The 21,862-nt window shown below is 43.2% G+C and carries 20 protein-coding genes and 1 pseudogene; 15 read left to right on the top strand and 6 right to left on the bottom strand.

Annotated features, from left to right (window positions below):
• Positions 1-28: 28 nt before the first annotated feature.
• Together GTO83_RS09905 and GTO83_RS09900 are read right to left on the bottom strand one after the other, a co-directional pair.
• Positions 29-329: pseudogene (locus tag GTO83_RS09905) on the bottom strand (DNA-3-methyladenine glycosylase); the annotation flags it as partial.
• Between the two features lies 1 nt (position 330).
• Positions 331-1,245 (bottom strand): magnesium transporter CorA family protein, encoded by a 915-nt coding sequence (locus GTO83_RS09900; protein ID WP_180870846.1) that lies wholly within the window; start codon positions 1,243-1,245, stop codon positions 331-333.
• A 110-nt stretch (positions 1,246-1,355) separates the two neighbouring features.
• On the opposite strand from GTO83_RS09900, the gene GTO83_RS09895 reads away from it, so the two are divergent.
• The 11 genes from GTO83_RS09895 (at position 1,356) to GTO83_RS09845 (ending at position 12,692) form a co-directional block, all read left to right on the top strand.
• Positions 1,356-2,264, top strand: coding sequence for an RluA family pseudouridine synthase (locus GTO83_RS09895; protein ID WP_180870844.1), 909 nt, complete (start codon positions 1,356-1,358; stop codon positions 2,262-2,264).
• A 15-nt stretch (positions 2,265-2,279) separates the two neighbouring features.
• Complete coding sequence (locus GTO83_RS09890) at positions 2,280-3,041, top strand: TerC family protein (RefSeq protein ID WP_180870843.1); 762 nt, start codon at positions 2,280-2,282, stop codon at positions 3,039-3,041.
• Positions 3,042-3,365, top strand: a complete 324-nt coding sequence (gene trxA / locus GTO83_RS09885; RefSeq protein WP_180870841.1) for a thioredoxin — start codon at positions 3,042-3,044, stop codon at positions 3,363-3,365.
• Positions 3,366-3,472: 107 nt separating this feature from the next.
• Positions 3,473-4,393, top strand: coding sequence for a ribokinase (rbsK, locus tag GTO83_RS09880; RefSeq protein ID WP_180870839.1), 921 nt, complete (start codon positions 3,473-3,475; stop codon positions 4,391-4,393).
• Positions 4,394-4,932: 539 nt separating this feature from the next.
• Positions 4,933-5,760 carry a Firmicu-CTERM sorting domain-containing protein gene (locus GTO83_RS09875; RefSeq protein ID WP_180870837.1) on the top strand — a complete coding sequence of 276 codons (828 nt, stop codon included), beginning with the start codon at positions 4,933-4,935 and terminating at the stop codon, positions 5,758-5,760.
• 252 nt (positions 5,761-6,012) lie between these two features.
• Positions 6,013-7,551, top strand: a complete 1,539-nt coding sequence (locus GTO83_RS09870) for a TIGR03766 family XrtG-associated glycosyltransferase (protein WP_180870836.1) — start codon at positions 6,013-6,015, stop codon at positions 7,549-7,551.
• Positions 7,548-8,138, top strand: a complete 591-nt coding sequence (xrtG, locus tag GTO83_RS09865; protein ID WP_180870834.1) for an exosortase family protein XrtG — start codon at positions 7,548-7,550, stop codon at positions 8,136-8,138. Before GTO83_RS09870 ends, xrtG begins: the two co-directional genes overlap by 4 nt.
• A gap of 2 nt (positions 8,139-8,140) precedes the next feature.
• A complete protein-coding gene (locus tag GTO83_RS09860) occupies positions 8,141-9,475 on the top strand; it encodes a TIGR03111 family XrtG-associated glycosyltransferase (RefSeq protein WP_180870832.1) in 1,335 nt (444 codons plus the stop codon).
• Positions 9,476-9,494: 19 nt separating this feature from the next.
• Positions 9,495-9,869 carry a 6-carboxytetrahydropterin synthase gene (locus GTO83_RS09855; RefSeq protein WP_180870830.1) on the top strand — a complete coding sequence of 125 codons (375 nt, stop codon included), beginning with the start codon at positions 9,495-9,497 and terminating at the stop codon, positions 9,867-9,869.
• Between the two features lie 17 nt (positions 9,870-9,886).
• A complete protein-coding gene (locus GTO83_RS09850; RefSeq protein ID WP_180870829.1) occupies positions 9,887-10,600 on the top strand; it encodes an EAL domain-containing protein in 714 nt (237 codons plus the stop codon).
• 493 nt (positions 10,601-11,093) lie between these two features.
• A complete protein-coding gene (locus GTO83_RS09845) occupies positions 11,094-12,692 on the top strand; it encodes an APC family permease (RefSeq protein ID WP_180870827.1) in 1,599 nt (532 codons plus the stop codon).
• Between the two features lie 219 nt (positions 12,693-12,911).
• On the opposite strand, the gene GTO83_RS09840 is transcribed toward GTO83_RS09845, so the two are convergent.
• Positions 12,912-13,424, bottom strand: coding sequence for a flavodoxin family protein (locus tag GTO83_RS09840; protein ID WP_180870825.1), 513 nt, complete (start codon positions 13,422-13,424; stop codon positions 12,912-12,914).
• A 146-nt stretch (positions 13,425-13,570) separates the two neighbouring features.
• Here GTO83_RS09840 and GTO83_RS09835 point away from each other — a divergent pair, with 146 nt between their 5' ends.
• Together GTO83_RS09835 and GTO83_RS09830 are read left to right on the top strand one after the other, a co-directional pair.
• Positions 13,571-15,121 carry an ABC-F family ATP-binding cassette domain-containing protein gene (locus GTO83_RS09835; RefSeq protein ID WP_180870824.1) on the top strand — a complete coding sequence of 517 codons (1,551 nt, stop codon included), beginning with the start codon at positions 13,571-13,573 and terminating at the stop codon, positions 15,119-15,121.
• 12 nt (positions 15,122-15,133) lie between these two features.
• Positions 15,134-16,207 carry a DHHA1 domain-containing protein gene (locus tag GTO83_RS09830; protein ID WP_180872179.1) on the top strand — a complete coding sequence of 358 codons (1,074 nt, stop codon included), beginning with the start codon at positions 15,134-15,136 and terminating at the stop codon, positions 16,205-16,207.
• 278 nt (positions 16,208-16,485) lie between these two features.
• Here GTO83_RS09830 and GTO83_RS09825 read toward each other — a convergent pair whose 3' ends face one another.
• Positions 16,486-17,055, bottom strand: a complete 570-nt coding sequence (locus GTO83_RS09825) for a L,D-transpeptidase (protein WP_180870822.1) — start codon at positions 17,053-17,055, stop codon at positions 16,486-16,488.
• Positions 17,056-17,122: 67 nt separating this feature from the next.
• Positions 17,123-18,271 carry an N-acetylglucosamine-6-phosphate deacetylase gene (gene nagA, locus GTO83_RS09820; protein WP_180870820.1) on the bottom strand — a complete coding sequence of 383 codons (1,149 nt, stop codon included), beginning with the start codon at positions 18,269-18,271 and terminating at the stop codon, positions 17,123-17,125.
• A gap of 134 nt (positions 18,272-18,405) precedes the next feature.
• Here nagA and GTO83_RS09815 point away from each other — a divergent pair, with 134 nt between their 5' ends.
• Both GTO83_RS09815 and GTO83_RS09810 read left to right on the top strand, forming a co-directional pair.
• Entirely contained in the window at positions 18,406-19,110 is a 705-nt protein-coding gene (locus tag GTO83_RS09815) for a glucosamine-6-phosphate deaminase (RefSeq protein WP_180870818.1), read from the top strand.
• 83 nt (positions 19,111-19,193) lie between these two features.
• Entirely contained in the window at positions 19,194-19,847 is a 654-nt protein-coding gene (locus tag GTO83_RS09810; protein ID WP_180870816.1) for a histidine phosphatase family protein, read from the top strand.
• Here GTO83_RS09810 and GTO83_RS09805 read toward each other — a convergent pair.
• Positions 19,835-21,562, bottom strand: coding sequence for an IS1182 family transposase (locus tag GTO83_RS09805; protein WP_180870814.1), 1,728 nt, complete (start codon positions 21,560-21,562; stop codon positions 19,835-19,837). The genes GTO83_RS09810 and GTO83_RS09805 overlap by 13 nt on opposite strands.
• Between the last annotated feature and the right edge of the window lie 300 nt (positions 21,563-21,862).

The following is a 21,862-nucleotide window of genomic DNA, read 5'->3' as shown; positions in this document are numbered from 1 at the left end:
TCTTTATTATCTGCTTTAATATATTGGAAATTAATTTTGCCGGACCATTACTGAGATTTAAGCCAATTTGGCCCCGATTAGCTTCCATTTGGGACTGTCCCCAATGGGGTTCAAATCCGCGGATTAAAATTCTTTGAGGAATGTTAATTGGTTGAGCCACAACGTCAAAGCAATAGTGGCCCCGAATCTGGTAAAGATAAATGTTACCTGGTTGTCCATAAAACGATTCCGTATCAGCCGTCCGGCGCCCTTAAAGGCTTTCCTAATAGGTCTTGAGCAATTTGAGTGGACGGTCGGCCGGTAAAGAACTCTTGATAAGGGGTTAACATTTTATTTCCACCACCGGCGCATGAAGATTAGTGAAATTGCCATCAATATAATGGTAATGATGAGGGTGATTTGCCAAGCCCAGTCACCATTAGCAAAAGGAAGCGTTTTGACGTTTTGACCATAGAAACCCGAAACAATTGGGGGAATTGAAACGAGAATTGAAAAGATTGTTAATAACTTCATGGTTTGGTTTAGGTTTGAATCGAGGACTTTACTGTAGGCGTCAGAAACCCGTGCCGAAACGTCAGAAGTCATTTGCGCCATCTCTAAACCTTGCTGAGCTTCAATGATGACATCATCAAGTTCGTCTTGTTGGTCTTGACTCATTTGGGTGGCGAACCGCCGTTGAAATTCTTGAAGAAGGGAAACATTTCCTTGAAGGGAAGTTAAAATATAGACGAGTCCCGTTTCAATTTCCAAAAATTCGGAAATGGCTTTTCGCTCGGTACGCTCTTCCAAGCTTCGTTGGATTTGTTGGCGTTGAATATCAGCCCGCCGAATTGGTTGAAAGTAATTGGTCGAGAGCGTATAGAGAATTGGCAAAATAAAGTCAATCTGATCCGCAATTGCTCCCCGCGCCTTCATTTTACGAAGATGTTCGGCGATTAAACCATTTACAAAGTTAGTTTGAGCATTCGTAAAAGTTAGAACGTTGTTTTTAGTGAGCATAATCCCGATTGGTGCCGTTTGGGGAGCTGAAAGTTTGTGAGTAGGTACATAAACGTCAAAAATCAGTAGGGTTACGCCAGCATCCCGATCAATTTCAACCCGGGCCTTTTCGTAAGGGTCAATCGCATAATCTAACAGGGCCGGGGTAACTTCATATTTGTTATAAAGATCTTGTCGTTCCCGGGGGAGGGGCTCAAAGACGCTAACCCAGTGTCCCCGGGCATTAATTTTGACTGAACTTAACATTGAGCTCCACCTCCAAAAACAGTATCCTATAATTAATTCAACACTGATTTTTGTCAAAAGTAAAGTTCTAGCTTGGAAAATAATTTCCTGGGAAATAATAGGAGAGAAAAATGCAATGGCAACTAGATGTAGTGGTAGGTAAACACCAAGGAAAGCAACCACTTCGCCAATTACTAGAGCGAACTTGGCTTTTGCCCCATCGATTTGTCCATTATTTACGGATCCGACAAAATGTTTTGGTGAATGGCCAATATTATTCAATGAATCAAATGGTCGCAGTCGGTGATCGGATTCAACTAACCTTTTTAGGGGATGAATTTCGGACACCAACATCAAATTATATTCCGAATCGCAGCCCCCAATTATTAATTCTGTATGAAAATCGTGACCTTTTAGTAGTGAATAAGCCCGCCGGTCAGAAAACCCATCCCAATCAAAAGGGGGAAACGGGGACGTTAATGAATGAGGTTGCTGGGTACCTCCAAAAGCAACCGCAAGCCGCCGCTTATATGGTTCATCGAATTGACCAGGCTACGAGCGGAGCCGTAATCGTCGCCAAAAATCCAGTGGTGGTGCCGATTCTGGATCGCCAAATTAGTATCGGTAAAATTCACCGTGCTTACTTAGCAGTGGTCGAGGGCCAGTTTGATCAAAGTCAAGGGCAGTTTACGTGGCCAATTGGACGGGATTTAACCGATAAACGGAAGCGACAAGTGAATGGGCCCGGGGCGCAAACTGCTTTGACATATTATCAAGTAGTCGGGACTAATGGACAGCAGTCTTTAGTCCACCTTACTTTAGGGACTGGCCGAACCCATCAACTACGGGTCCATTTAGCTTACAGCGGTCATCCAATTATTGGTGATCCGCTTTATAACCCAGTTCAAGGTGGACAGCTGTTACTTCATGGGATTACCCAAAAGTTAGTTTTACCGTTTAGCAATCAAGTTTGTGAAATTCAGGCCCCAATCCCTACCGCTTTTCCGCATAATTTGGTAAAATTATGGCAATCAGATTAATAAAGGAGGATTTAATTGTCACTTTTACAACAGCTCTACGGGCCCTTTTTTGATTTTGAAAACTGGAAAATGGTGGTTACATCGGGACAGGATTGGCTGATTATACTGTCGTTAGTTATGATGGAATGCCTTTTGTCAGTTGATAATGCGGTGGTTTTAGCAGCCCAGACGCGGGTCTTGCCAACTTTACGGGAACAAGAAGAATCGCTTTTTTATGGGATTTGGGGTTCATATTTGTTCCGTTTTGTGGTGATTGGAATTGGAACTTACCTTATTCATTTTTGGGAGATCAAAGCTTTAGGGGCAGCTTACTTAATGTACATGTCCTACCGTTTCTTCCACGTAAAGTTTTTTGGTAAGAAACCAATTCATAAACAAAAAAAACAGCGCGTCGCTAGTAAATTAACTGGTCGGAAACGGTTTTGGGCCGTAGTAGCACAGATTGAGTTTACGGATATTGTTTTCTCAATTGACTCAGTATTAGCAGCCTTGGCAGTCTCAAGTAACCCGGTAATCGTTTTAATCGGGGGCTTAATTGGGATCTTGTGTATGCGGGGAATTGCAGAAGTGATTATGAAGCTAATGCGTAAAATTCCAGAATTGGAACCGATGGCTTATTTATTAATTGCGGTGATTGCCGTAAAGCTCTTCTTGACCGTGCCAGCGATTGATATTGAAATCTCGTCGGGGGCCTTTGGAACTTTTATTTTAGTAATTTTTGCCGCTACGATCGCAATTCACTTTTTACGGCGTAAGCCAAAGACAAAGGAGAAGTAAATGGCAATTGAAGCAACACCAGCAAATTTTGATGAACAATTGGGTGGACCAATGACCCTTGTTGATTTTTGGGCTGATTGGTGTGGACCGTGTAAGATCATGGCGCCCGTTCTTGAACAGTTAGAACAGGAATTTGGGGATCGGATAAAGTTTGTACAGTTCGATGTTGAACAGAGCGAGACGATTCCTCAACGCTATAAGGTGATGAGTATTCCAAGCTTAGTTCTCTTTAAAGATGGAGTTGCCAAGGAAAAAGTGACCGGTATTTACCCCAAAGAAAAGCTTGCCCACTACTTAAATCGGAAGCTAGCTGAAGAAAAGTAAAATAAAACTTGGTAAAGCGCTTGCGAGTGGGGCGAGATCATGGTATCTTTTAAAGTGAAATATTCGTAAAACCTTTTACGTTAGAAGCCAACTGCAGGAGGAAAATCATGACCAATCGAATCGCCGTTTTAGGAAGCATTAATGTTGATACTACTTACCATGTTACCCGGTTCCCACAACCTGGGGAGACAATCTCAGCTAACGATAAGAGTTCCGCTCCAGGTGGTAAGGGTGCTAACCAAGCGGTAGCAGCGGCGCGTTCTGGAGCGCAACTTTCCTTTATTGGGATGGTTGGCGAAGATAATGAAGGAAAGTTTATGCGTGAAGCCCTTCAAGAAGATGGTATTGATACTAAGTTCCTAAAGAATGATCCACGACATGGAACTGGGGCGGCTGTTATTACCCTAGATGCAAACGGGCAAAATGATATTATGGTCTACCCCGGGGCGAACTTTGGAATGGATGAAAGCCTTTTGGCCGGGACAGAAGACCTCCTTGAAAAGGTGGACTTTTTAATTGCCCAATTTGAAACGCCACAAGCGGTTACGGCAGCGGCTTTCAAATTAGCAAAGGAACACGGGGTAGTTACGATTTTAAACCCAGCACCAGCAAAGGAAATTTTACCGGAACTCTTGGCAGTTACGGACGTGGTAATTCCAAATGAATCCGAAAGTGAAGTTTTGACGGGGATTGCCGTTGATAGTGAAGAAGCAATGCTTAAGACGGCTGAATACTTTAAGGATCACGGCGTTGCTAACCTCTTAATCACTTTAGGTTCTCGAGGGGTATTTTATTCAACACCACACGGCCATGGTATCGTTCCGGCCTTTAAAGTTAAAGCGATTGACACCACGGCGGCCGGTGATACCTTTATTGGGGCCTTGACTTCCCAATTGAGTAAGGATTTGAGTAATGTTGCTGATGCCTTGGTATACGCTCAACGGGCTTCCAGTTTGACCGTTCAACGGATGGGGGCTATGCCATCAATTCCAACGGCGAGTGAAGTTCAAGCAGCACTTAATGATTAATCGATTGATATTAGAAATTCAAGAAAAATGATTTATCTTTTAATTTTTATTGTCGTTTTTGCAATTTCTTCGTATGTAACGGTTAAATTTCGCAAAAAAAAGTAACAATTTAAGTTCGCAAAAAAGCAGATCGGTTTATAACCGGTTTGCTTTTTTAATATATATCCTTAATTTTATTAAGTATGTGTATTAAAAGATTGGTTAGTTTCCCTCAAAGCTTGATTTATCAAGTGCCGGTGAATTTAACCAGTTTTAAAACCAAATACGTGAGGGTGTTGACAATCGTTTGATAAAAAAATTAAAATTACGAGGTATTAAATAATCGATTTGTAAGATTTAATAAAGTAAGTAAAAGGGTTTGGCAGATTGATTACTGGCAAAGCCTTTTTCCGGTAAGGGGAACAGTTAACGCTTTCCTTTTCGGCGGGAGTTAAGCAAATGGCATTCATAATGGAGTCAGCGTGGTCAAAATAAAGTAGTGGATTTGAAATTTAGGGATCACTGGATTGGAAATACTATATTGGGATGATTTTGAAATCATGATTAAGAAAACAGTTAAAATATTACTTTTATTCGGCGTTATTTTTGGGGGAAGTTGTTGTTTTAATATAATTAAAGCTTCCGCAGCCTCCGCTCATTTTTACAGCACCCTTCAAGTTGGCGAAAGATGGGGAGAAGATATTGGAAAATGGAATAATCGGACAGGGGAGTTTAAAGCCCACCAAGACGATTTAATCCGGTTAAACTATTTTAGTGACTGGAAGAACTATCCGATTGACGACTGGCACAAAAGTTATGATAACTTTAATCTCCACCAAGCTCGTTTTACGACTGACGATCGGAACGTATATGGTTGGGTCCGGATGCAGGATCCAAATAAGGTTGGGGCTCAAGGTGGATATGTGAAGATACAACCAAATGACTACATCATTAAGGTTAATGGGGAGTCATTTTCGATTAATCTCCTGGATCCTCAAACCGGTACGATCTTTAACCCATGGGGGCTAAATCGGGGAAAAGGGGTATACGTTGACGTCCAAGTTGTTGATTTGAACGGTAATAATTACTATACCAATACGATTAAGAATGGGGCCTATGTTTATGAAGGTTCAAATGGTATTCAGGAGATGACCTTTGCCGTTCCGTACCTGGCATTAGGAAAATATGGGGTTAAAACCAATCAATCAACCAAATGGAATTTTAATCAGCCCGGGCAATTGAATGACGGTCAGGGAATTACTAAAGTTGGTTTAAGTACTGGTCCATACTTTCTAGTTGTAATGGCAATCCTAAGCATCGGAATCGGTAGCAGTGGTATTTTCTTCTGGCAACGGAAACAACGGAAACATGAGTTGGTTACCTTGTAATGAACGAAGAAAGCGGTCAGAAATGGAGAGATCGTATCGCTAGATAAAAATTGAACTGCATCATTAGCCTTCACAGTTCAGATAGCGATTGGGGAAGTAGGTGGAGCTTTAGCAACTGCTCCATTGAAATTAAATGCAAAGGTTCTAGCGCTGGCCACGGTTACCAATTGATAATGGTAGTTATTTTAGCTAGAACTGATAGTGGGATTTTTAAATGGTAGAAATATTGGGGATTACAAAAGGAAGAGATAGATGCGATTAAGTGATCATATTTGGCGAGGCGTCCGTCGGCTAATCACGGGGGCCTTTTTCCTGTTGACGGGGTTAACGTTATACTATGCGCTACTTTCACAAAATTTTTTATTAGCGGCTGAGACGACTACCTGGGTCACCTTGGTAGTGTTAGCGGCTCTATGTCTATTAGTAGTGATTTTAATTACGGATAATCCAATCCGCCGGGGAATTAATTGGTATCGCCAAAAAACTGGTTGGTGGGGGATGCTCTTATTTGGTTTTTTGGTATTGATAGTTCAAGGGGGATTGATTTTAGCTACCCACCCAACGATTGGCTTTGATGCTTACATGGTTCACCGGGCCCTTGTCGATCCAACTGGGATTAATCAACGGGGATACTTTAGCCAAAACACAAATAATTTGCCGTTACTTTTGGCGGAAGTGGGCGTCTCAAAACTCTTGGGGAGTACGAGCTGGCTGACTCTTGACTGGGCAACTTTAGTTTTTGTTGATATTGCGGCTTTATTAAATGTAGTGACGGTCGCCCTAATTAATCCGCAACAAATTAAGACGATGTGGTACCTCCAAGGATTTGGATTATTGTTGTTCCCGAGTATTATCGTGCCTTATACCGATACCTGGGTTTTACCGTTGGTTTCATTAACCCTCGTTGGTTTAGTTGGTACCGCTAAGAAATGGGCAATTTGGTGGCGAAGTCTCTTTGCCTTGATTGCCGGAGTTGGAATGAGTTTGACTTATTTCATGAAGCCATCGGGGATCATTTTGGTAATTGGAATCGGGGCTGTAGTTATAATTGCTAGTTGTCGGCGCTTAACCTGGCAGCGGCTGGGAATGGGCATTTGGTTAATGCTCCTTTTGGCGGGGAGTGGTTATGCAACCTACCGTCAAGGAGTAACTTACCAAGATCATCAATCCTTTATTAAGATTAATCGGGAGCTTGAAGTCCCATCTATTCACTTCTTAAGTATTGGCCAAGGTCAACCCCGGGGAGAATATAGCACAAAAGAAGCGCTTGCAATGGCAAAGTTACCCAAGCGGGCTGATAAGGTTGCCTATTCTAAGAAGATGCTAAAGCAACACTTACAAGAAGATGGTTTCTGGGGTCACCTTTGGTTCTTAATCCAAAAGCAAGGTTACAATACGGCAGATGGGACCTTTGGTTGGTTAGGAGAAGGAACCTTTATGCATGCCGGTAAACCATCTTCAGATTGGCGCTGGCTCTTTCAGACTTTCCTTTATCCAAAGGGGGCTAACGTTGCAACTTTCCGTTTTGTTGCCCAAATTGCTTGGGTTGCCTTGTTAATTGTTCTAGTTGCTGGTTGGCAGGAAAAGGGGGTTATGGTAAATGGCTTCCGACTAACAATTTTAGGAACCTATGCCTTCTTGCTTCTATTTGAAGGGGTCCGAAGTCGTTATTTAATTCAAGTTTTACCGGAAATGTTGATTTTGGGGGCGCTCCTGTTACCAGCTGCCAAGCAACAAATTGCTCGCCTGTTAGTTGTAACTGGGCTGCGAAAGGAGCGTGAAGCAAAATGATTAATGGATGGATTATTCTAGGGACGATAGTCTGGCTTTATTTGCTTTCGGTCGTCAACCGAGCGCACTTACAAGCAATTCACTTTTGGCTCGGTAGTATTGGCCTCTTCTTAATCATGGCCTTTTCTGCGCGGGCTTACTTTGTTTGGCTTTTATCGGCAGTCGTGACTCAGGTTACTGGTTGGTGGGGCGACTTAACGGGTCTCTATACCAGTTCCTACATTAACGGGATGATCAGTATTAAAAATGCGCACGGCCTCGTGTTGCTCTTTGTCGATTATGAGTGTTCAGGGATTATTGAAACCATTGCTTACTTAAGTCTCTTATGGTTCTACCCGATGTATGAACGGGACCAAAAGATTAAATTGACCTTTATGGGAACCGGGTGGATTTTCTTAGCGAACGTTTTCCGCTTAGCCTTAATTGCTTCCATCTTGTATTATGCTGGAAGCGGGGCCTTCTTTATTGTTCACTCGGTCTTGGGGCGGATTATTTTCTATGTGCTTGTAATTATTCTCTACTACAACGTCTTTACACGGGTTCAGTTTGATCAAGCCGGTTCTCGCTTTAACTATGGAGGTAAGTAGGTATGTTGCGTGACATGTTTATCCAGATGGGGTTTTGGTCAACCTGGTTAATTATTCCGGCAATTTTTGAGTTAATTCCAGCGATCCGGGCTTGGTTTTGGAATCATTTTCGCCCAACTAAAGTCCCAACTGGGAAGCTTCCGGGGCGAATGCCACGGATTACAATCTTAGTTCCAATTTATAATTCGGCTAATATACTGGAAAATTGTTTGCGGTCAATTGCCGAGTCGACTTATCCGAATGAATTAATTAATGTTATTTGTGCTAACAATAAGAGTCGGGATAAAAGTCGTCAAGTGTTCCAACGGGCCCAAAGTGAACTAAAGGAACTTCAGCTTCAGTGGTTAGATGCAGAACAAGGAAAAGCCCGGGCTTTGAATACGGCGATCTATGCTAGTACTGGGGACTGTGTAATTACGATGGACAGCGATGGGACGCTCGAACCACATGCCTTGATGAATATTGTGCAAAACTTTGTGGCCCATCCGGAAGTCCAAGCGCAAACGGGGACGATTTTAAGTAATAAGTTTTTGATTAAGCAAGATCCAAACCACCGCTTAATTCACCTTAACGAATATCTTGAATACGCAATTGCCTTCTTAGCGGGACGGACGGTTGAATCAAAGGACGATCAAATTTTTACTATGTCGGGAGCTTTTTCGGCCTTTCGACGCGCTGCTTTGATGCAGTCACGCCTGTATAATGTTGATACGGTGGGCGAAGATACCGATATGACTTTCCAAGTCCGGTACTACCTTAAAGGCCGGGTGGCCCTCTGTCCGAATGCAATTTTTTATGTTGAACCAGCAGATGGTTGGAATGAGTTATACGTCCAACGTCAACGGTGGCAACGGGGGGAAATCGAAGTGGTTCGGCATTTTATGGGAAATTATTTGAATCTTAAAGAGATTTGGAAGAATTTCTTAGTTCGTCGATTAATTGTTGACCACACCGTATCCTTTCTAAAGGTGATTTGGCTCTTTGCCATGCTAGTTTTAGTGCCGTTTGGTTATTCACCGGTAATGTTGCTATACTCGGTAATTGCGATGTACATTTTGTATCTGTTCATCGCTGCCTTGAACTTCAGCAATGTTTTAAAGTACTTAGCCTTTAAACCTGAGGAACAAGCGTATGCTCGGAACCACTGGTGGCTGATTTTCACGATACCGGGATATAACTTTGTCATCAGCTTTTTCCGGGTTATGGGGGTAATCAATGCAATGCTAGCACCTGCTAAGTGGACGACTTTGAATTTGAATAAGGAAGGCCACGCCATCAAGCAAGTCCTTAGGCGAGATTTAGCGAAAGTTAGGTATCATGAGGAAAAAGAAGATTAAATTAAAGGAGGGAAGAAAAATGTCAAAACAAAAACAACACCGTTACCGGTTACGGTTTTACCTCAACGCAAGTCATGCTATGCGGTGGGATAATAATATTGGGGAAGCTCATCCGCACACTTGGGAATTGATTTGTGAAGTAAAAAAACTTGATGATCAAGCTTTCATCCGTTTTAATGATATTGAGGATGCCATCCAACGGGTGATTGAACCCCTGCAAGGACGGTTTTTGAATGAAATTCCTCCGTTTGATAAGAAAAATCCATCGTTGGAAAATATCGGGGATGTCTTTTTTGACCAAATTGATAGTCAATTGGCCAGTGTCAAATGTTCATTAACACAGTTAGAAGTTGGTGAGTCGCCAACTCGCTTTTTTCTGGTTCGAGAAAAGTAGCCTGGGGAGGAAAATAAATGGCGCAATTAACAGATCAGCTAGAAGTGTATTGTCAACCAATCTATGCAGTGCGAAGCTTGCAAGAGTACACGGTTAAGGATTATGAGATCTTATTGCGGCATCGGGGTGGACGACCACTGGAGACCCATGAAATTATCGCTTTAACTGGTAATCGTCGAACTCGGCACGAGTTGCGAGAGTGGTTGTTAGCTAATTTAGCAATCTTAGCCCAAACTCGACCAGAAATCATGGTAAATGTTAATCTTGATCCATGGCAATTTAAGTATCAAGATGTTTGGCAATATTTAACGGCCTTACGGCGGACAATTTCAAATGTCAGTATTGAAATTACTGAGCGAAACAACTTCCAAGCTGAGGATACTGAGCAGTTTGCCAGTTTGTTAGCACGGATTCAAGATCATGGTTTTCGGATTAGTTTGGATGATGTTGGATCCGGCTACAATAGTTTACAAACGGTGATTAACAACTCACCATACTTAGATCGGATTAAGTTCTCTTTATTAATTTTCCAAAATCGGGATCATTTAAATATGCTCCATTTTGCCCATGCATGGTATGAACTAGCTAGTTCCCGCGAATTAGAGTTGGTAGTTGAGGGGATGGAAGACCGTTTAACAGCTCAACAATTAGTAAAGCGGGGCTGTACTCTTCAACAAGGTTTTCTCTGGCAACGACCAATGCCATTAAAAAAGCTACTAGAGAGAAAGTAAGGGCCGCTGAATCTGGTAGGTAGTCTAAGTTTTGCAGTAAACTACTAACGATAATTTGGCTACTCAATCTTAATTGGTGGCTTTTGGTTATAGAATCGAATTCATTTTTATAGCCCTGCTGGAGCAGTAGTTAAATGGACATTCTCTTCCTGGTACGATCCTCTTCAGCTTGATATGAGCTTATAGAGAGGGTGGAAAGAAACTCAAGTTTCTTTCCACCCTCTTTGTCATCTCCGAATGTTACTCAGTAACTAAGGTCAAAAAGCGCGGCCTTAGCGGATAAGTGCGAACAAAAGGTCGATTCTAATGAATCAACCTTCGTTCTTCTTATCCCAACCAGGCCGTCAAGGAGCTTTTTTCCCAACCTTTTTAGTTCACTTTGGCGGTCAGGTAGTTAATAAAGTGTGGTAAACTAAAAGTTACCATTATTTTTAGTTTTTGATAAAATTGACAAAATCGGGTTAGAAAACTATCCCAGTAAGTGAGGAAAATTATGCGGCAACAAAAGATAAGCTTATTTTCCGGTGTCATGCTAGCTTTGAGTTCCTTGATTGGTTCAGGTTGGTTGTTTGGTTCCGGAGCCGCTGCCCGGGTGGCGGGACCAGCCGCCATCATTTCATGGATCATCGGGGCAGCAATTATGATTTTAATTGCGTTTAACTATGTTGAATTAGGGACGATGTTTCCTGAGTCCGGGGGAATGAGCCGGTTTGCCCAATATAGTCATGGCCCCTTACTAGGCTTTATTGCTGCTTGGGCTAACTGGGTTTCTTTGGTGACCCTTTTACCAATCGAAGCGGTCGCCTGTGTACAATATATGAGTACTTGGCCCTGGGCGTGGGCAAATTGGACGAAGCATTTCATGGCTAATGGGGCGATTACTACAGCAGGGCTGATGGTGGTCTTTTTGATCATGATCGTTTTTACCCTCATTAACTTCTGGTCGGTAAAATTATTGACGCACTTCACCAGTCTGGTGGCGGTTTTTAAACTCTTAATTCCTAGTTTAACGATCCTAACTTTAATCATTACGGGTTTTCATGCTGGTAATTTTGGTCATAACACCACAACTTTCATGCCATATGGGACGCGGGGAATCTTTGAAGCCGTAGCGGTTTCCGGAATTATTTTATCCTATGATGCCTTTCAAACCGTCATTAATATGGCTGGAGAAATGGTAAACCCACAGAAAAATATTTTTAAAGGGGTATGGATTTCGTTAACCATTACCGCCGTGATTTATATCTTACTTCAAGTAGCCTTTGTGAGTGCGGTTGATCCGGCTAGTTTAGCAAAATATGGCTGGCACGAGATTAATTACGCTTCCCCGTTTGCGGATCTGGCAATCTTGTTAGGTCTCCATTGGTTATCCTTGTTACTTTACTTGGATGCCTTTGTTTCCCCATTTGGGACCGGGGTGACCTTTGTGGCAACTTCTGCGCGGACCTTAGCGGCAATGACGCGGAATGGAAACGTTCCGGCTTGGGTTGGACGGATGAACCGGCGGTATATGATTCCCCGCTTTGCGATGGTTGCGGATTTAGGCTTAGCAATGGTCCTGGTTTACTTTTTCCGGGATTGGAGTAAGTTGGCAACGGTGGTTTCAATTTCAACCTTTGTTGCTTACGCGACCGGCCCGGTTACTGCGGTAGCCTTACGAAAACTTCGGCCTGACTTTAAGCGGCCCTTTAATTCGAAACACTTAGCTTGGGTCGCGCCACTCTCCTTTGTTTTAACCGACCTGGTAATTTACTGGGCAATGTGGCCCACTACAGTTGAAGTTATTGGGATCGTCTTACTTGGACTTCCAATCTATTTTTATTATGATTTACGTTACAACCACGTCCCAATGCGCCGGCAACTAAAGGGAGCTGGCTGGTTGTTAGTTAACCTGATATTTATTTCCGGAGTATCTTACCTCGGGAGTGCCGGCTTTGGCGGAAAGGATGTTTTAAAGTATCCGTATGATTTTATCGTGATCATCATCGCGGCCATCTTCTTCTACCTCTGGGCAGTTAATTCTCGGGTTAATGGACCGGATCTGGAAGTTGCTGCGCAGGTTAATCAGGATGTGAAAATTGAAAATGAATAAACAGGCCGAAAGAAAACCTGCTTAAACTAAAGAGAGTCCGGAAAGAAACAAGCGTTTCTTCCCGGACTCTCTTTCATCTCCGAATGTTACTCAGTAACTAAGGTCAAAAAGCACGGCCTTAGCGGATAAGTGCGAACGAAAGGCCGATTCTAATGAATCAACATTCGTTTTTCTTATCCCAACCAGGCCGTCAAGGAGCTTTTTTTCCAACCTCTCTTCTTACACAGTTTTTCCCAGTTCTTCGGCGATTTGGGGATAAAACCGCAAATCGGCATCTGGTTGATCGGGGACTTTAGCGGCCAAGATTTGGCCTCCAAAGGTCCAATCGAAGTGGGTGAAAATAGCCTTAAATTCGGACTTAATTTGATCAAAGTTTTCGTTAGGACTATCCGCAATTAGAATTGCAGTTTTATCTTTGCCAATTGCTCCGGGCCAAGTTACCAGATGGTCGATCACGGCTTTAAGTTGGGCCGTCATTCCGTAAAGGTAAACTGGGGTCGCAAAAACCAAGATATCGGCTTCGGAAATCGCCGTCATTAATTCTTTGGTCCGGGTTGATGGTGGAATAAAGTTACCATCTTCGTTGACCGTTAATGGTGGGAGGGGTTCTTGACCAACATCGAACTGTTTAACAGCTTGATTGGTTGCAGCGACCCCGTTTAAAAAATGTTGACACAGATTTTGCAATGCTCCCTTAGGTTGGGGACTTGCGGTAATCATCAAAATTGACAAGTGGATTTCCCCCTTCGATTTGGAATGTTAACTTTTTCGCTTAGACAACTTTATTGTAGCACTAATTTCCTCAGATTTACGGGAGGATGACTTGGAAATGTGTTATTATTAAGGACTAGACATTTGAAAATGGGAAGGGGAATATTTTGGCACTTTTAGATGTAAAAGGACTATCAATGAGTTTTGCTGATAAAAAACTTTATGATGATGCTAGCTTTCAGTTAGAAAAAGGTGAACACATGGGGGTGGTTGGCCAGAATGGGGCTGGCAAGTCAACGTTGATTAAGATTTTAATTGGCCAGGTGCTTCCAGTTGCTGGGAGTGTGCAGTGGCAAAAACACACCAAGATTGGTTACCTTGATCAGTACGTTGATATTCCGGGCCAAATCACCTTAGTTGATTTCTTACATACCGCTTTTGATGATTTGTACAAGGTCAATGATGAGCTTAATCAGTTATACGTCGACTATGCTAGCTCGGGGGATGACAAACTAATGGACCGAGCGGCCCGCCTGCAAGCAATCCTGGATGGAAACGATTTTTACGGAATTGATCTTGCCGTCGAACGAGTAATGGATGGGTTAGGTTTAACCGAACTCGGGGCTGAGCACCAAGTAGCGGCCATGAGTGGGGGTCAACGGTCGAAGGTCATTTTAGCCAAGTTACTTTTGGAAAAGCCTGATGTAATTTTACTCGACGAACCAACGAACTACTTGGATACGGCCCACATTGAATGGTTAATTGGCTACTTAAATGACTATCCGGGCGCAGCGATGATCATTTCTCACGACTATGATTTCTTAGAACGGGTTACCAATACGATTATTGACGTAGCTTTCGGCAAAATTACTAAGTACCGGGGAAGCTTTGAACAAGCCATGCGGCAAAAAGAAGAACACAAACTGGCTCAAGAACGGGAATACGAAAAACAGCGGGTTGTTATTGAAAAGGCGGAACGCTTTATCCGGAAAAATAAGGCCGGGTCAAAGTCAACTTTGGCAAAGTCCCGGGAAAAGATGCTGAAACGAATGGACCGGATTGATCCACCGGCCGATAATTTAAAGGCCCATTTTCACTTCCCGTATGAATCAACTGGGTCCGCCAATGCACTTCGGGTTGAACACCTTAGCGTGGGATATCGCCAACCGTTATTATCGCCAGTAACTTTCTCATTAACCGCAGGCGAAAAGCTCCTTCTAAGTGGCTTTAACGGGGTCGGAAAGTCGACGTTAATTAAGTCAATCCTTGGAAAAATTAAGTCACTTGGTGGGGAGGCGGAATTCTCACCTTCGGCCAAGATTGCTTACTTTGACCAGGACCTCTTGTGGGCCGATCCTAATCGGACACCCCTTCAAGAAATCCAGGATCACTTTCCAACAATGTTACCGAAAACCATCCGCCAAAAACTGGCAGCAGCCGGGATCAACGCGGCGAATACGATGAAACCCCTGCATCTCCTTTCGGGGGGTGAACAAACGAAGGTTAAATTGGCTTTGTTGGAATTAACGCCAGCTAATTTCCTAATCCTAGATGAACCAACGAACCACTTGGATGATGAAACAAAGGAAGCCTTGAAAGCATCCTTGCAGGCCTTTCCAGGAAATTTGATTTTGGTCAGTCACGAAGCTTCCTTTACGGATGGCTGGTTAGATAAAATTTTGAACGTTGAAAAATTATCGTTGAAGCAACAGGCTTAGGAGGGATTAATGATGGTACAAACACGGATTAAGGTTTTTTCCCATAATGACTTGGATGGTTTTGGCGGGCCTTTGTTATTGCAGGCTTTGCAACCAACAATGTTTAAGGATACGGAATTTGAAATCGAAAACATTGGGGCCGGCCAAATTGATGGGGCCCTAAGCCGTTGGTTTAAGGATCCAACGATGGGCCAGTTTTCCGATGTTTACATGATGGATATGACCCCGGACAGTGATTACACTTTCCAACAATTGGATGAAAAATTTGCCAACCACTGGTTAGTGTTTGACCACCACGAAACTGAAGCGGCCGCCCGGGAGAAGTATGCCGTTAACTCAATTACCCCGGCTAACCCCCAAATTAACCCCAGTGCCACCAGTTTGGTTTGGGATTGGATACAAACTCAACCTAATTTTGCAGCCGTGGCTCCTGACCGCCAAGCCGAGTTAGCGGAACTGGTGGAACTCATTCGGGCTTACGACACTTGGGACTGGCAAAATGATCCTGATATGACCAAAGAAGAACGTCAAGCAGCTGATGAATTGAACCAGCTGTTTTGGTTCTATCCTTTAGATCATTCGGCAGAATTTGTGCAAGCCGTTTTTGCGGTCGGTTGGCAAAAATACCGGACAGCTAACCAACTTTTAATCACGACCTTGAATGATCGGCGAGCGCACTATTTAAAGAGCCATTTAAAGGACGTGTTAACCGCTAAAATTGATGGTCATATTTGGGGCTTTGTTTATGCCAGTGATTACAAGTCCGAAATTGCCCATGCCCTTTTGGAAGCCCATCCGGATGTTGATGGGGCGATGGTAATTAGCCCAACGAGCGTTTCGCTCCGGAGTAACGGTAAGATTGACGTGGCTAAGTTTGCTGAAACCTACTTTAACGGTGGGGGCCACGCCGATGCCGCAGGTGGTCGTTTGAGTCTCAATATGGTTAAGATCGGGGAACAAGCCGTAATTGATGATCTTAAGAAATTAATCAAGCGCGAACAAACCGAATCTCAACCATCAACCACCTCGCTAGCTGACAACCTCGATCCCGAGATCGCTGCTAAGATGGCAAAGTTGTTTAAGTAGAAAAAGACTTTGCTGGGGTTGGGGCGGTGATCAGAATAAAACGACAAACTAGTTTTAAGGCTGTCAGCTTGTTTAGAGGTTAAAACAAGTGAGGTTGGGAAAAAAGCTCCTTGACGGCCTGGTTGGGATAAGAAGAACGAAGGTTGATTCATTAGAATCGACCTTTCGTTCGCACTTATCCGTTAAGGCCGTGCTTTTTGACCTTAGTTACTGAGTAACCTTCGGAGATGAAAAAGGGGCTGGGAAGAATGAGTTTCTTCCCAGCCCCTCTTTTTTTACTATGAGTGGCTTTTAACTAAATGTTTAATATTGCCAGAATTGGAAATGACCACCTTGGTGCCAGTTTGGATATTTTGGTAAAACCACTTAGCGTCAGCCACTGACAGGCGGACACAACCGTGGGAGTTTGCCCGTTTACCAAGTTGGTTGGCTTCCTTAGTAATGAAATTACCATTTTGATCGGTTGGTACTGAGTGAAAAAGGTAAATCCCGTGATCTTTCCAAGAAACCCAGTATTTAGCCCCTTCACCACTATTCTGATTATAGAAAAAGTCGCCCCGTTCGTCCTGAATTGTAAAGGTTCCTGTCGGGGTGCTATTTTCACCTTTTGAACCCGTTGAAGAAAGCATCGTGTATAGGATTTTGCCGTTATCAACGAGGTAAGTGCGTTCGGTCTTCTTTGAAACGAGTACCCATAATTTCGGGTGCTTTTTTACATTTGGATAGGCCTTTTTTTCTGATGGCCGTTGCCAAAATGGGGTGCTTTTTGCTTGAACTGGTAAGGTTGTCCCAAGACCAGCGAAACACAGCCCCAAAACTAGTAACAGTTTGAAAATGGTTTTCCGCATAGTAAGTTCCTTTCCCTCAAATTAACTTTAAGAGTATAGCACTTCTTTGTGGCGAAAACATTAATTTTTAGTTATTTTCCGGGGTGAAAGACCGACCAAAGCTGAAAGTTTGGACTAAGTTAAGTTCGCTGTCCAAGACGTTTAAGTCGGCATCCTTGCCAACCTCTAAGGTGCCTTTTTGGGTGAGGTTGAATTCCCGGGCTTGGTTCCCCGAAGACATCTTTACGGCGTCAGCAATTGAACAGCCAGTGAACTTAATGATGTTTTTGAAGGCATTAGGGAATTGAAGGACGGAACCAGCTAAGTGGCCGTTTTCAAGCCGAGCCTGCTGATCCTGAACGATTACCTTTTGACCCCCAAGTTCGGACACCCCTTCTGGCATTCCCTTTGCCCGCATCGAGTCGGTAACGAGTTCCATCTTATCGGCCCCCTTTAATTGATAAGCCAACTTGATCATGTCAGCGTAAACGTGGAAACCGTCGGCAATCATTTCGGTGTAAATGTTGTCTTCCAAAAGGGCATGACCAGTTACCCCTGGTTCCCGGTGCTTGAGTTCTCGTTGGGCATTGTACAAGTGGGTAACGTGGGTTGCTAAGGATTGCTTCATTTGGGCCCGAGTGGCGTTACTGTGACCAACGGAAAGAACAATCCCATGTGCTAGGCAGTAGCGTTCAAAAGCGGCACAATTAGCATTTTCGGGAGCGTAGGTGACGAGCTTGATCATCCCACCAGCTAAGTCGTTCCAGTGTTCAAAGGCTTCGAGATCAGGTCCTTCAATGTATTTTTCTGGTTGGGCCCCCTTAAAGAGTGGTGAAACAAATGGCCCTTCCAGGTGAATTCCTTGGATAACCGGGTTCTTAGTAGCGGCTTTTTTAATCCCAACCATGGCGTGGGCGATGTTTTCGTGGGATTGGGTCATCGTCGTCGCAAAGTAAGAAGTAACCCCTTCGTTAGCGGTCATTTTTTGGACCATTTGATCAATTTCATCGGCGTTACCGTCCATGGCATCAAAGCCATAACCCCCGTGGCTGTGGACGTCAATAAAACCAGGGACGATCGTTTGCCCTGCTAGATCGAATACTTGGTCGTCACTAACGAGGGGATGGTAATCGGCCATTGGTCCTACGGCTTGAATTTGTTGGTTGAAACGGAGGTAGCCATCCTCGATTTTTTCTGTTCCCGTGTAGATCGTAGCGTGTTTTACGACAGTTGTCATAGTTTTATACCTCAACTTTTGCTTAATCATTTTTATCATAGCCGGTATAGACCAACGACGCAAGTCTTTGACAAGTAAGGTAAAAAGTTATATTATTGGTATAGACCGATGACAAGAGAACGGGGGATTTTACGATGAAAATTATTACGGTTAAGGATCCACTAGCTGGTGGAAAGGCGGCTTTGGAAATTTTTAAGGCGGCGAAAGAACGGGGCGTTAAGACTTTTGGTTTAGCAACAGGGGGAACGCCAGAAACAACGTATGCCGAATTAGTTAAGAGTGATTTGGATTTTCAAGATTGTGTTTCGATTAATTTAGATGAATACGTTGGCCTGCCGGCTGACCATGACCAAAGCTATGCTTATTACATGCATGAACATCTTTTTAAAGCCAAACCGTTCGCCGCTTCTTACTTGCCAAATGGGATGGCAAGTGATTTGGCAACTGAATGTGCCCGTTATGACCAAATTATTGCTGATCATCATGTGGGTCTCCAATTACTGGGAATTGGGCGGAATGGTCACATTGGTTTTAACGAACCCGGCTCCCCCTTTGATGGGACAACCCATGAGGTAGCGTTGACTAAATCAACGATCGTTGCTAATGCCCGTTTCTTTGATCGGGAAGCGGATGTACCTAAGCAAGCGATCTCGATGGGGATTGGAAGTATTATGCAAGCAGATCAAATCTTGCTGGAGGCTTATGGTGAAAAGAAGGCTGATGCGGTTGCCAAGATGGTCCAAGGACCGATAACTGAAACCGTTCCAGCAAGTATTCTGCAACGCCATCCAGATGCGATTGTGATTGTCGACGAAGCAGCGGCTGCTAAGCTAAAGTAAAGGCTTTCGTTTTAATTTTTATTTCGCACCTGAACGCGGTAAAATGAAATTGTTGATAACCGTAATTTGGGGAGGAAAATTAAATGACCAAGTTAAACATTTATTTAGTCCGGCATGGACAAACCTATTACAACATTTACAATAAGCTTCAAGGCTGGTCAAACTCACCATTGACCGCAAAGGGAAAGCAAGATGCTAAGTTGGCAGGGGAAAAGGTCAAGGATATCCACTTTGATGCCGCCTTTTGTAGTGATTTACCACGGGCAATTGAAACCTGTCACACAATCTTGCAACTAAACGAAAAAGATTCCGTTAAGGAACCCCACATTAGTCCCTTCTTCCGGGAACAATTCTACGGGGTTTTTGAAGGAACGGAAATGGGCCAAGCTTGGTACTTAGCTGGGGCTCCTCATGGATGCAAGACTTTCAAGGATATTGTTACCAAGTATTCAATTGGTCAAGCTAAGGATTGGATGAAGGAAGCTGATCCATTCCACGATGCCGAAAATAATGAAGAATATTGGCACCGTATGGATCAGGGGATTGACTTGATTCGTCAGACGGACCTCCCTGATGAGGCCAACGTTTTGTGGGTTAGTCATGGGAATACCGTCTTAAGTTTGATGGAACGTTTTGGGGAAGGTAAGTACGATATTACGGTCCGGCCCAAGAATGGGAGTCTTTCTAAGCTAATCATGACGGATAGTGACTTGAAGGTTGAATTTTATGATAAGTAAAGTAAAAGAATAATATTAATAAAGAGAGGAGGCTGGGAATTAACTATTAATTTTTGCCCCTCTAACATTAAAATCCGGACTATAATTTTTGCCTTGATCAAAAATTGTAGTCCGGATTTTCGATTATTTATGAAATTGGCCCTCCATCGGTTAATTAATTGTCCCAATTTCGTTATGTTTAATGTCATCAGGGCCAGGCCAATGTCATTTTCCACAGCCCGTTGACCACGCAAGTGAGTTCGGCGTATGCCAAAATCCCTCTTCATGTGACCAAAGACTGGCTCAACGTCGAACTTCCGTCGACGATAAATCGCCTTACCTTCGTCACTTGAGAGGGTCGCTTTCACTTTTGCTTTGTAATAATTCCAGGTCGGGTTAACCTTCATATAACGTTGCCGACCACCTGGTGTTTTCGTTAATTTATCCAATTGCGCTGACGGCTGGTGCTTATCTGCCCGATAGATTTTAAAATCACGTTTGAAACCATATTTATCGATTTGCTCACTATACCGATAAAAGCTAAAACGAACCCCTAAATGATCAATATAGTAATCATCTTCGGCGTTATACTGCCAATTTTGTGAGTTAGTTGGGTCGTTTTTAAACTTGCGCTTCTGTTCCTTTTGATAAGTTGTATAGGGAATAATAGGTTGCTTTTCAAACTGATCAAGAATCGTTGTGTAATTGTATTCACTACCATAACCTGCATCAGCGACGATATGTTTAAAGAAGCCTAAGGCATGAAATTGCTTAAGAAATGGCACTAAAGTCCTTGTATCAGTTGGGTTTGAAAATAATCCGTAATCAAGAACAAATTGCTTATGAGTGGCAATTTGTAAGTTATAGCCAGGTTTCAATTCCCGATTCATCATCGGATCTTCTTTCATACACATAAAAGTCGCATCATGATCAGTCTTGGAGTAGCTATTGCGACCTTGGAAGATATCTTCGGCATGTTCATACTTTTGGGCACGAGGAATTAAGTCGTTGCTTAGCTGGTGGCGAAGTTTTTTTAGGAAACGACGACGCCGTTTCCTAACTGAACCACCTTTGATGATTTTGGGTTCTTGCTCAATCTCTTCATCTAATTTAGTGATTTGCTCTCCGAGTTCTTGTTCCATTGTTTTCATGCCTTCGGCAGAAGTGACCAGCTCTGGCGCCATTTCTTGCACCACTCGTTTTTCCACTAATTCCTCATAAATCTTACTTGTCTTTTCCCTTAACTTAGCGTGGTACTTTTCCACTGCACGACGCCAAGTAAATGAATATTTATTGGCATCAGCTTCGACCTTGGTTCCATCAATAAAAACTGCATCATTTTGAATTAGGCCGTGATCTGTTAAAGCCATGGTAAAGTAGACAAAAGCACGCTTGATCAGATTACTAGCGTGCTGACTGCTCCGAAAGTTATTGATGGTGTGGTAACTATAAGTATAGTCATGGGCTAACCAACGCATTGGTAGACTCTCATCCAACATCATTTCAATCTTTCTTCCAGAATAGGTTTGACGCGAGTAGGCAAACAAGAGGATCTTAAGCATAATTGCTGGATGCGATGCAGGGCGGCCAGTAGCCGCCACCGACTCTTCCAATAGAACCTCCTGTGGAATTGAGTCGACAAATGCACTAATTAGTCGCGCAATATGGTTCTTTGGTAAATCATAGTTATAGTTTAGTACGAATTCGGTTTGCCCTATGGTATAATTTTGATACATGGAAATCGCTCCTTTTTGTTTGTTTTCGTGATAATTACATCATATCAGGAGCAACTTCCTGTGTACATAAAAACCGGATGATGAATTGTTTAAGAAATTCATCATCCGGTTTTTACTTTGGACTAGGAGTTTTTTCCCAGCCTCCTCTTGCATCCCCGAATGTTACTCAGTAACTAAGGTCAAAGCAGTAGCTGAATGGCAGTTGCTTCCCTAACGGTCGCACCAACCGATTCAGCCTTGCATGGGCTCACAAACGCCAAACCAGTTGGCTGGTTCGCTCCAAATCACGGCCTTAGCGGA

The sequence above is a fragment of the Lactobacillus sp. 3B(2020) genome, assembly GCF_013487845.1.
GTDB lineage: Bacteria > Bacillota > Bacilli > Lactobacillales > Lactobacillaceae > Limosilactobacillus > Limosilactobacillus alvi.
Note: the sequence above shows the minus strand (reverse complement) of the source record. Positions and strands in the feature narration are given on the sequence as shown.

Coding starts and splice junctions, on each gene's coding strand:
- GTO83_RS09900 (WP_180870846.1), bottom strand. CDS start 1,245: ATGTTAAGTTCAGTCAAAATTAATGCCCGGGGACACTGGGTTAGCGTC.
- GTO83_RS09895 (WP_180870844.1), top strand. CDS start 1,356: ATGCAATGGCAACTAGATGTAGTGGTAGGTAAACACCAAGGAAAGCAA.
- trxA (WP_180870841.1), top strand. CDS start 3,042: ATGGCAATTGAAGCAACACCAGCAAATTTTGATGAACAATTGGGTGGA.
- rbsK (WP_180870839.1), top strand. CDS start 3,473: ATGACCAATCGAATCGCCGTTTTAGGAAGCATTAATGTTGATACTACT.
- GTO83_RS09875 (WP_180870837.1), top strand. CDS start 4,933: ATGATTAAGAAAACAGTTAAAATATTACTTTTATTCGGCGTTATTTTT.
- GTO83_RS09870 (WP_180870836.1), top strand. CDS start 6,013: ATGCGATTAAGTGATCATATTTGGCGAGGCGTCCGTCGGCTAATCACG.
- xrtG (WP_180870834.1), top strand. CDS start 7,548: ATGATTAATGGATGGATTATTCTAGGGACGATAGTCTGGCTTTATTTG.
- GTO83_RS09860 (WP_180870832.1), top strand. CDS start 8,141: ATGTTGCGTGACATGTTTATCCAGATGGGGTTTTGGTCAACCTGGTTA.
- GTO83_RS09855 (WP_180870830.1), top strand. CDS start 9,495: ATGTCAAAACAAAAACAACACCGTTACCGGTTACGGTTTTACCTCAAC.
- GTO83_RS09850 (WP_180870829.1), top strand. CDS start 9,887: ATGGCGCAATTAACAGATCAGCTAGAAGTGTATTGTCAACCAATCTAT.
- GTO83_RS09845 (WP_180870827.1), top strand. CDS start 11,094: ATGCGGCAACAAAAGATAAGCTTATTTTCCGGTGTCATGCTAGCTTTG.
- GTO83_RS09830 (WP_180872179.1), top strand. CDS start 15,134: ATGGTACAAACACGGATTAAGGTTTTTTCCCATAATGACTTGGATGGT.
- GTO83_RS09825 (WP_180870822.1), bottom strand. CDS start 17,055: ATGCGGAAAACCATTTTCAAACTGTTACTAGTTTTGGGGCTGTGTTTC.
- nagA (WP_180870820.1), bottom strand. CDS start 18,271: ATGACAACTGTCGTAAAACACGCTACGATCTACACGGGAACAGAAAAA.
- GTO83_RS09815 (WP_180870818.1), top strand. CDS start 18,406: ATGAAAATTATTACGGTTAAGGATCCACTAGCTGGTGGAAAGGCGGCT.
- GTO83_RS09810 (WP_180870816.1), top strand. CDS start 19,194: ATGACCAAGTTAAACATTTATTTAGTCCGGCATGGACAAACCTATTAC.
- GTO83_RS09805 (WP_180870814.1), bottom strand. CDS start 21,562: ATGTATCAAAATTATACCATAGGGCAAACCGAATTCGTACTAAACTAT.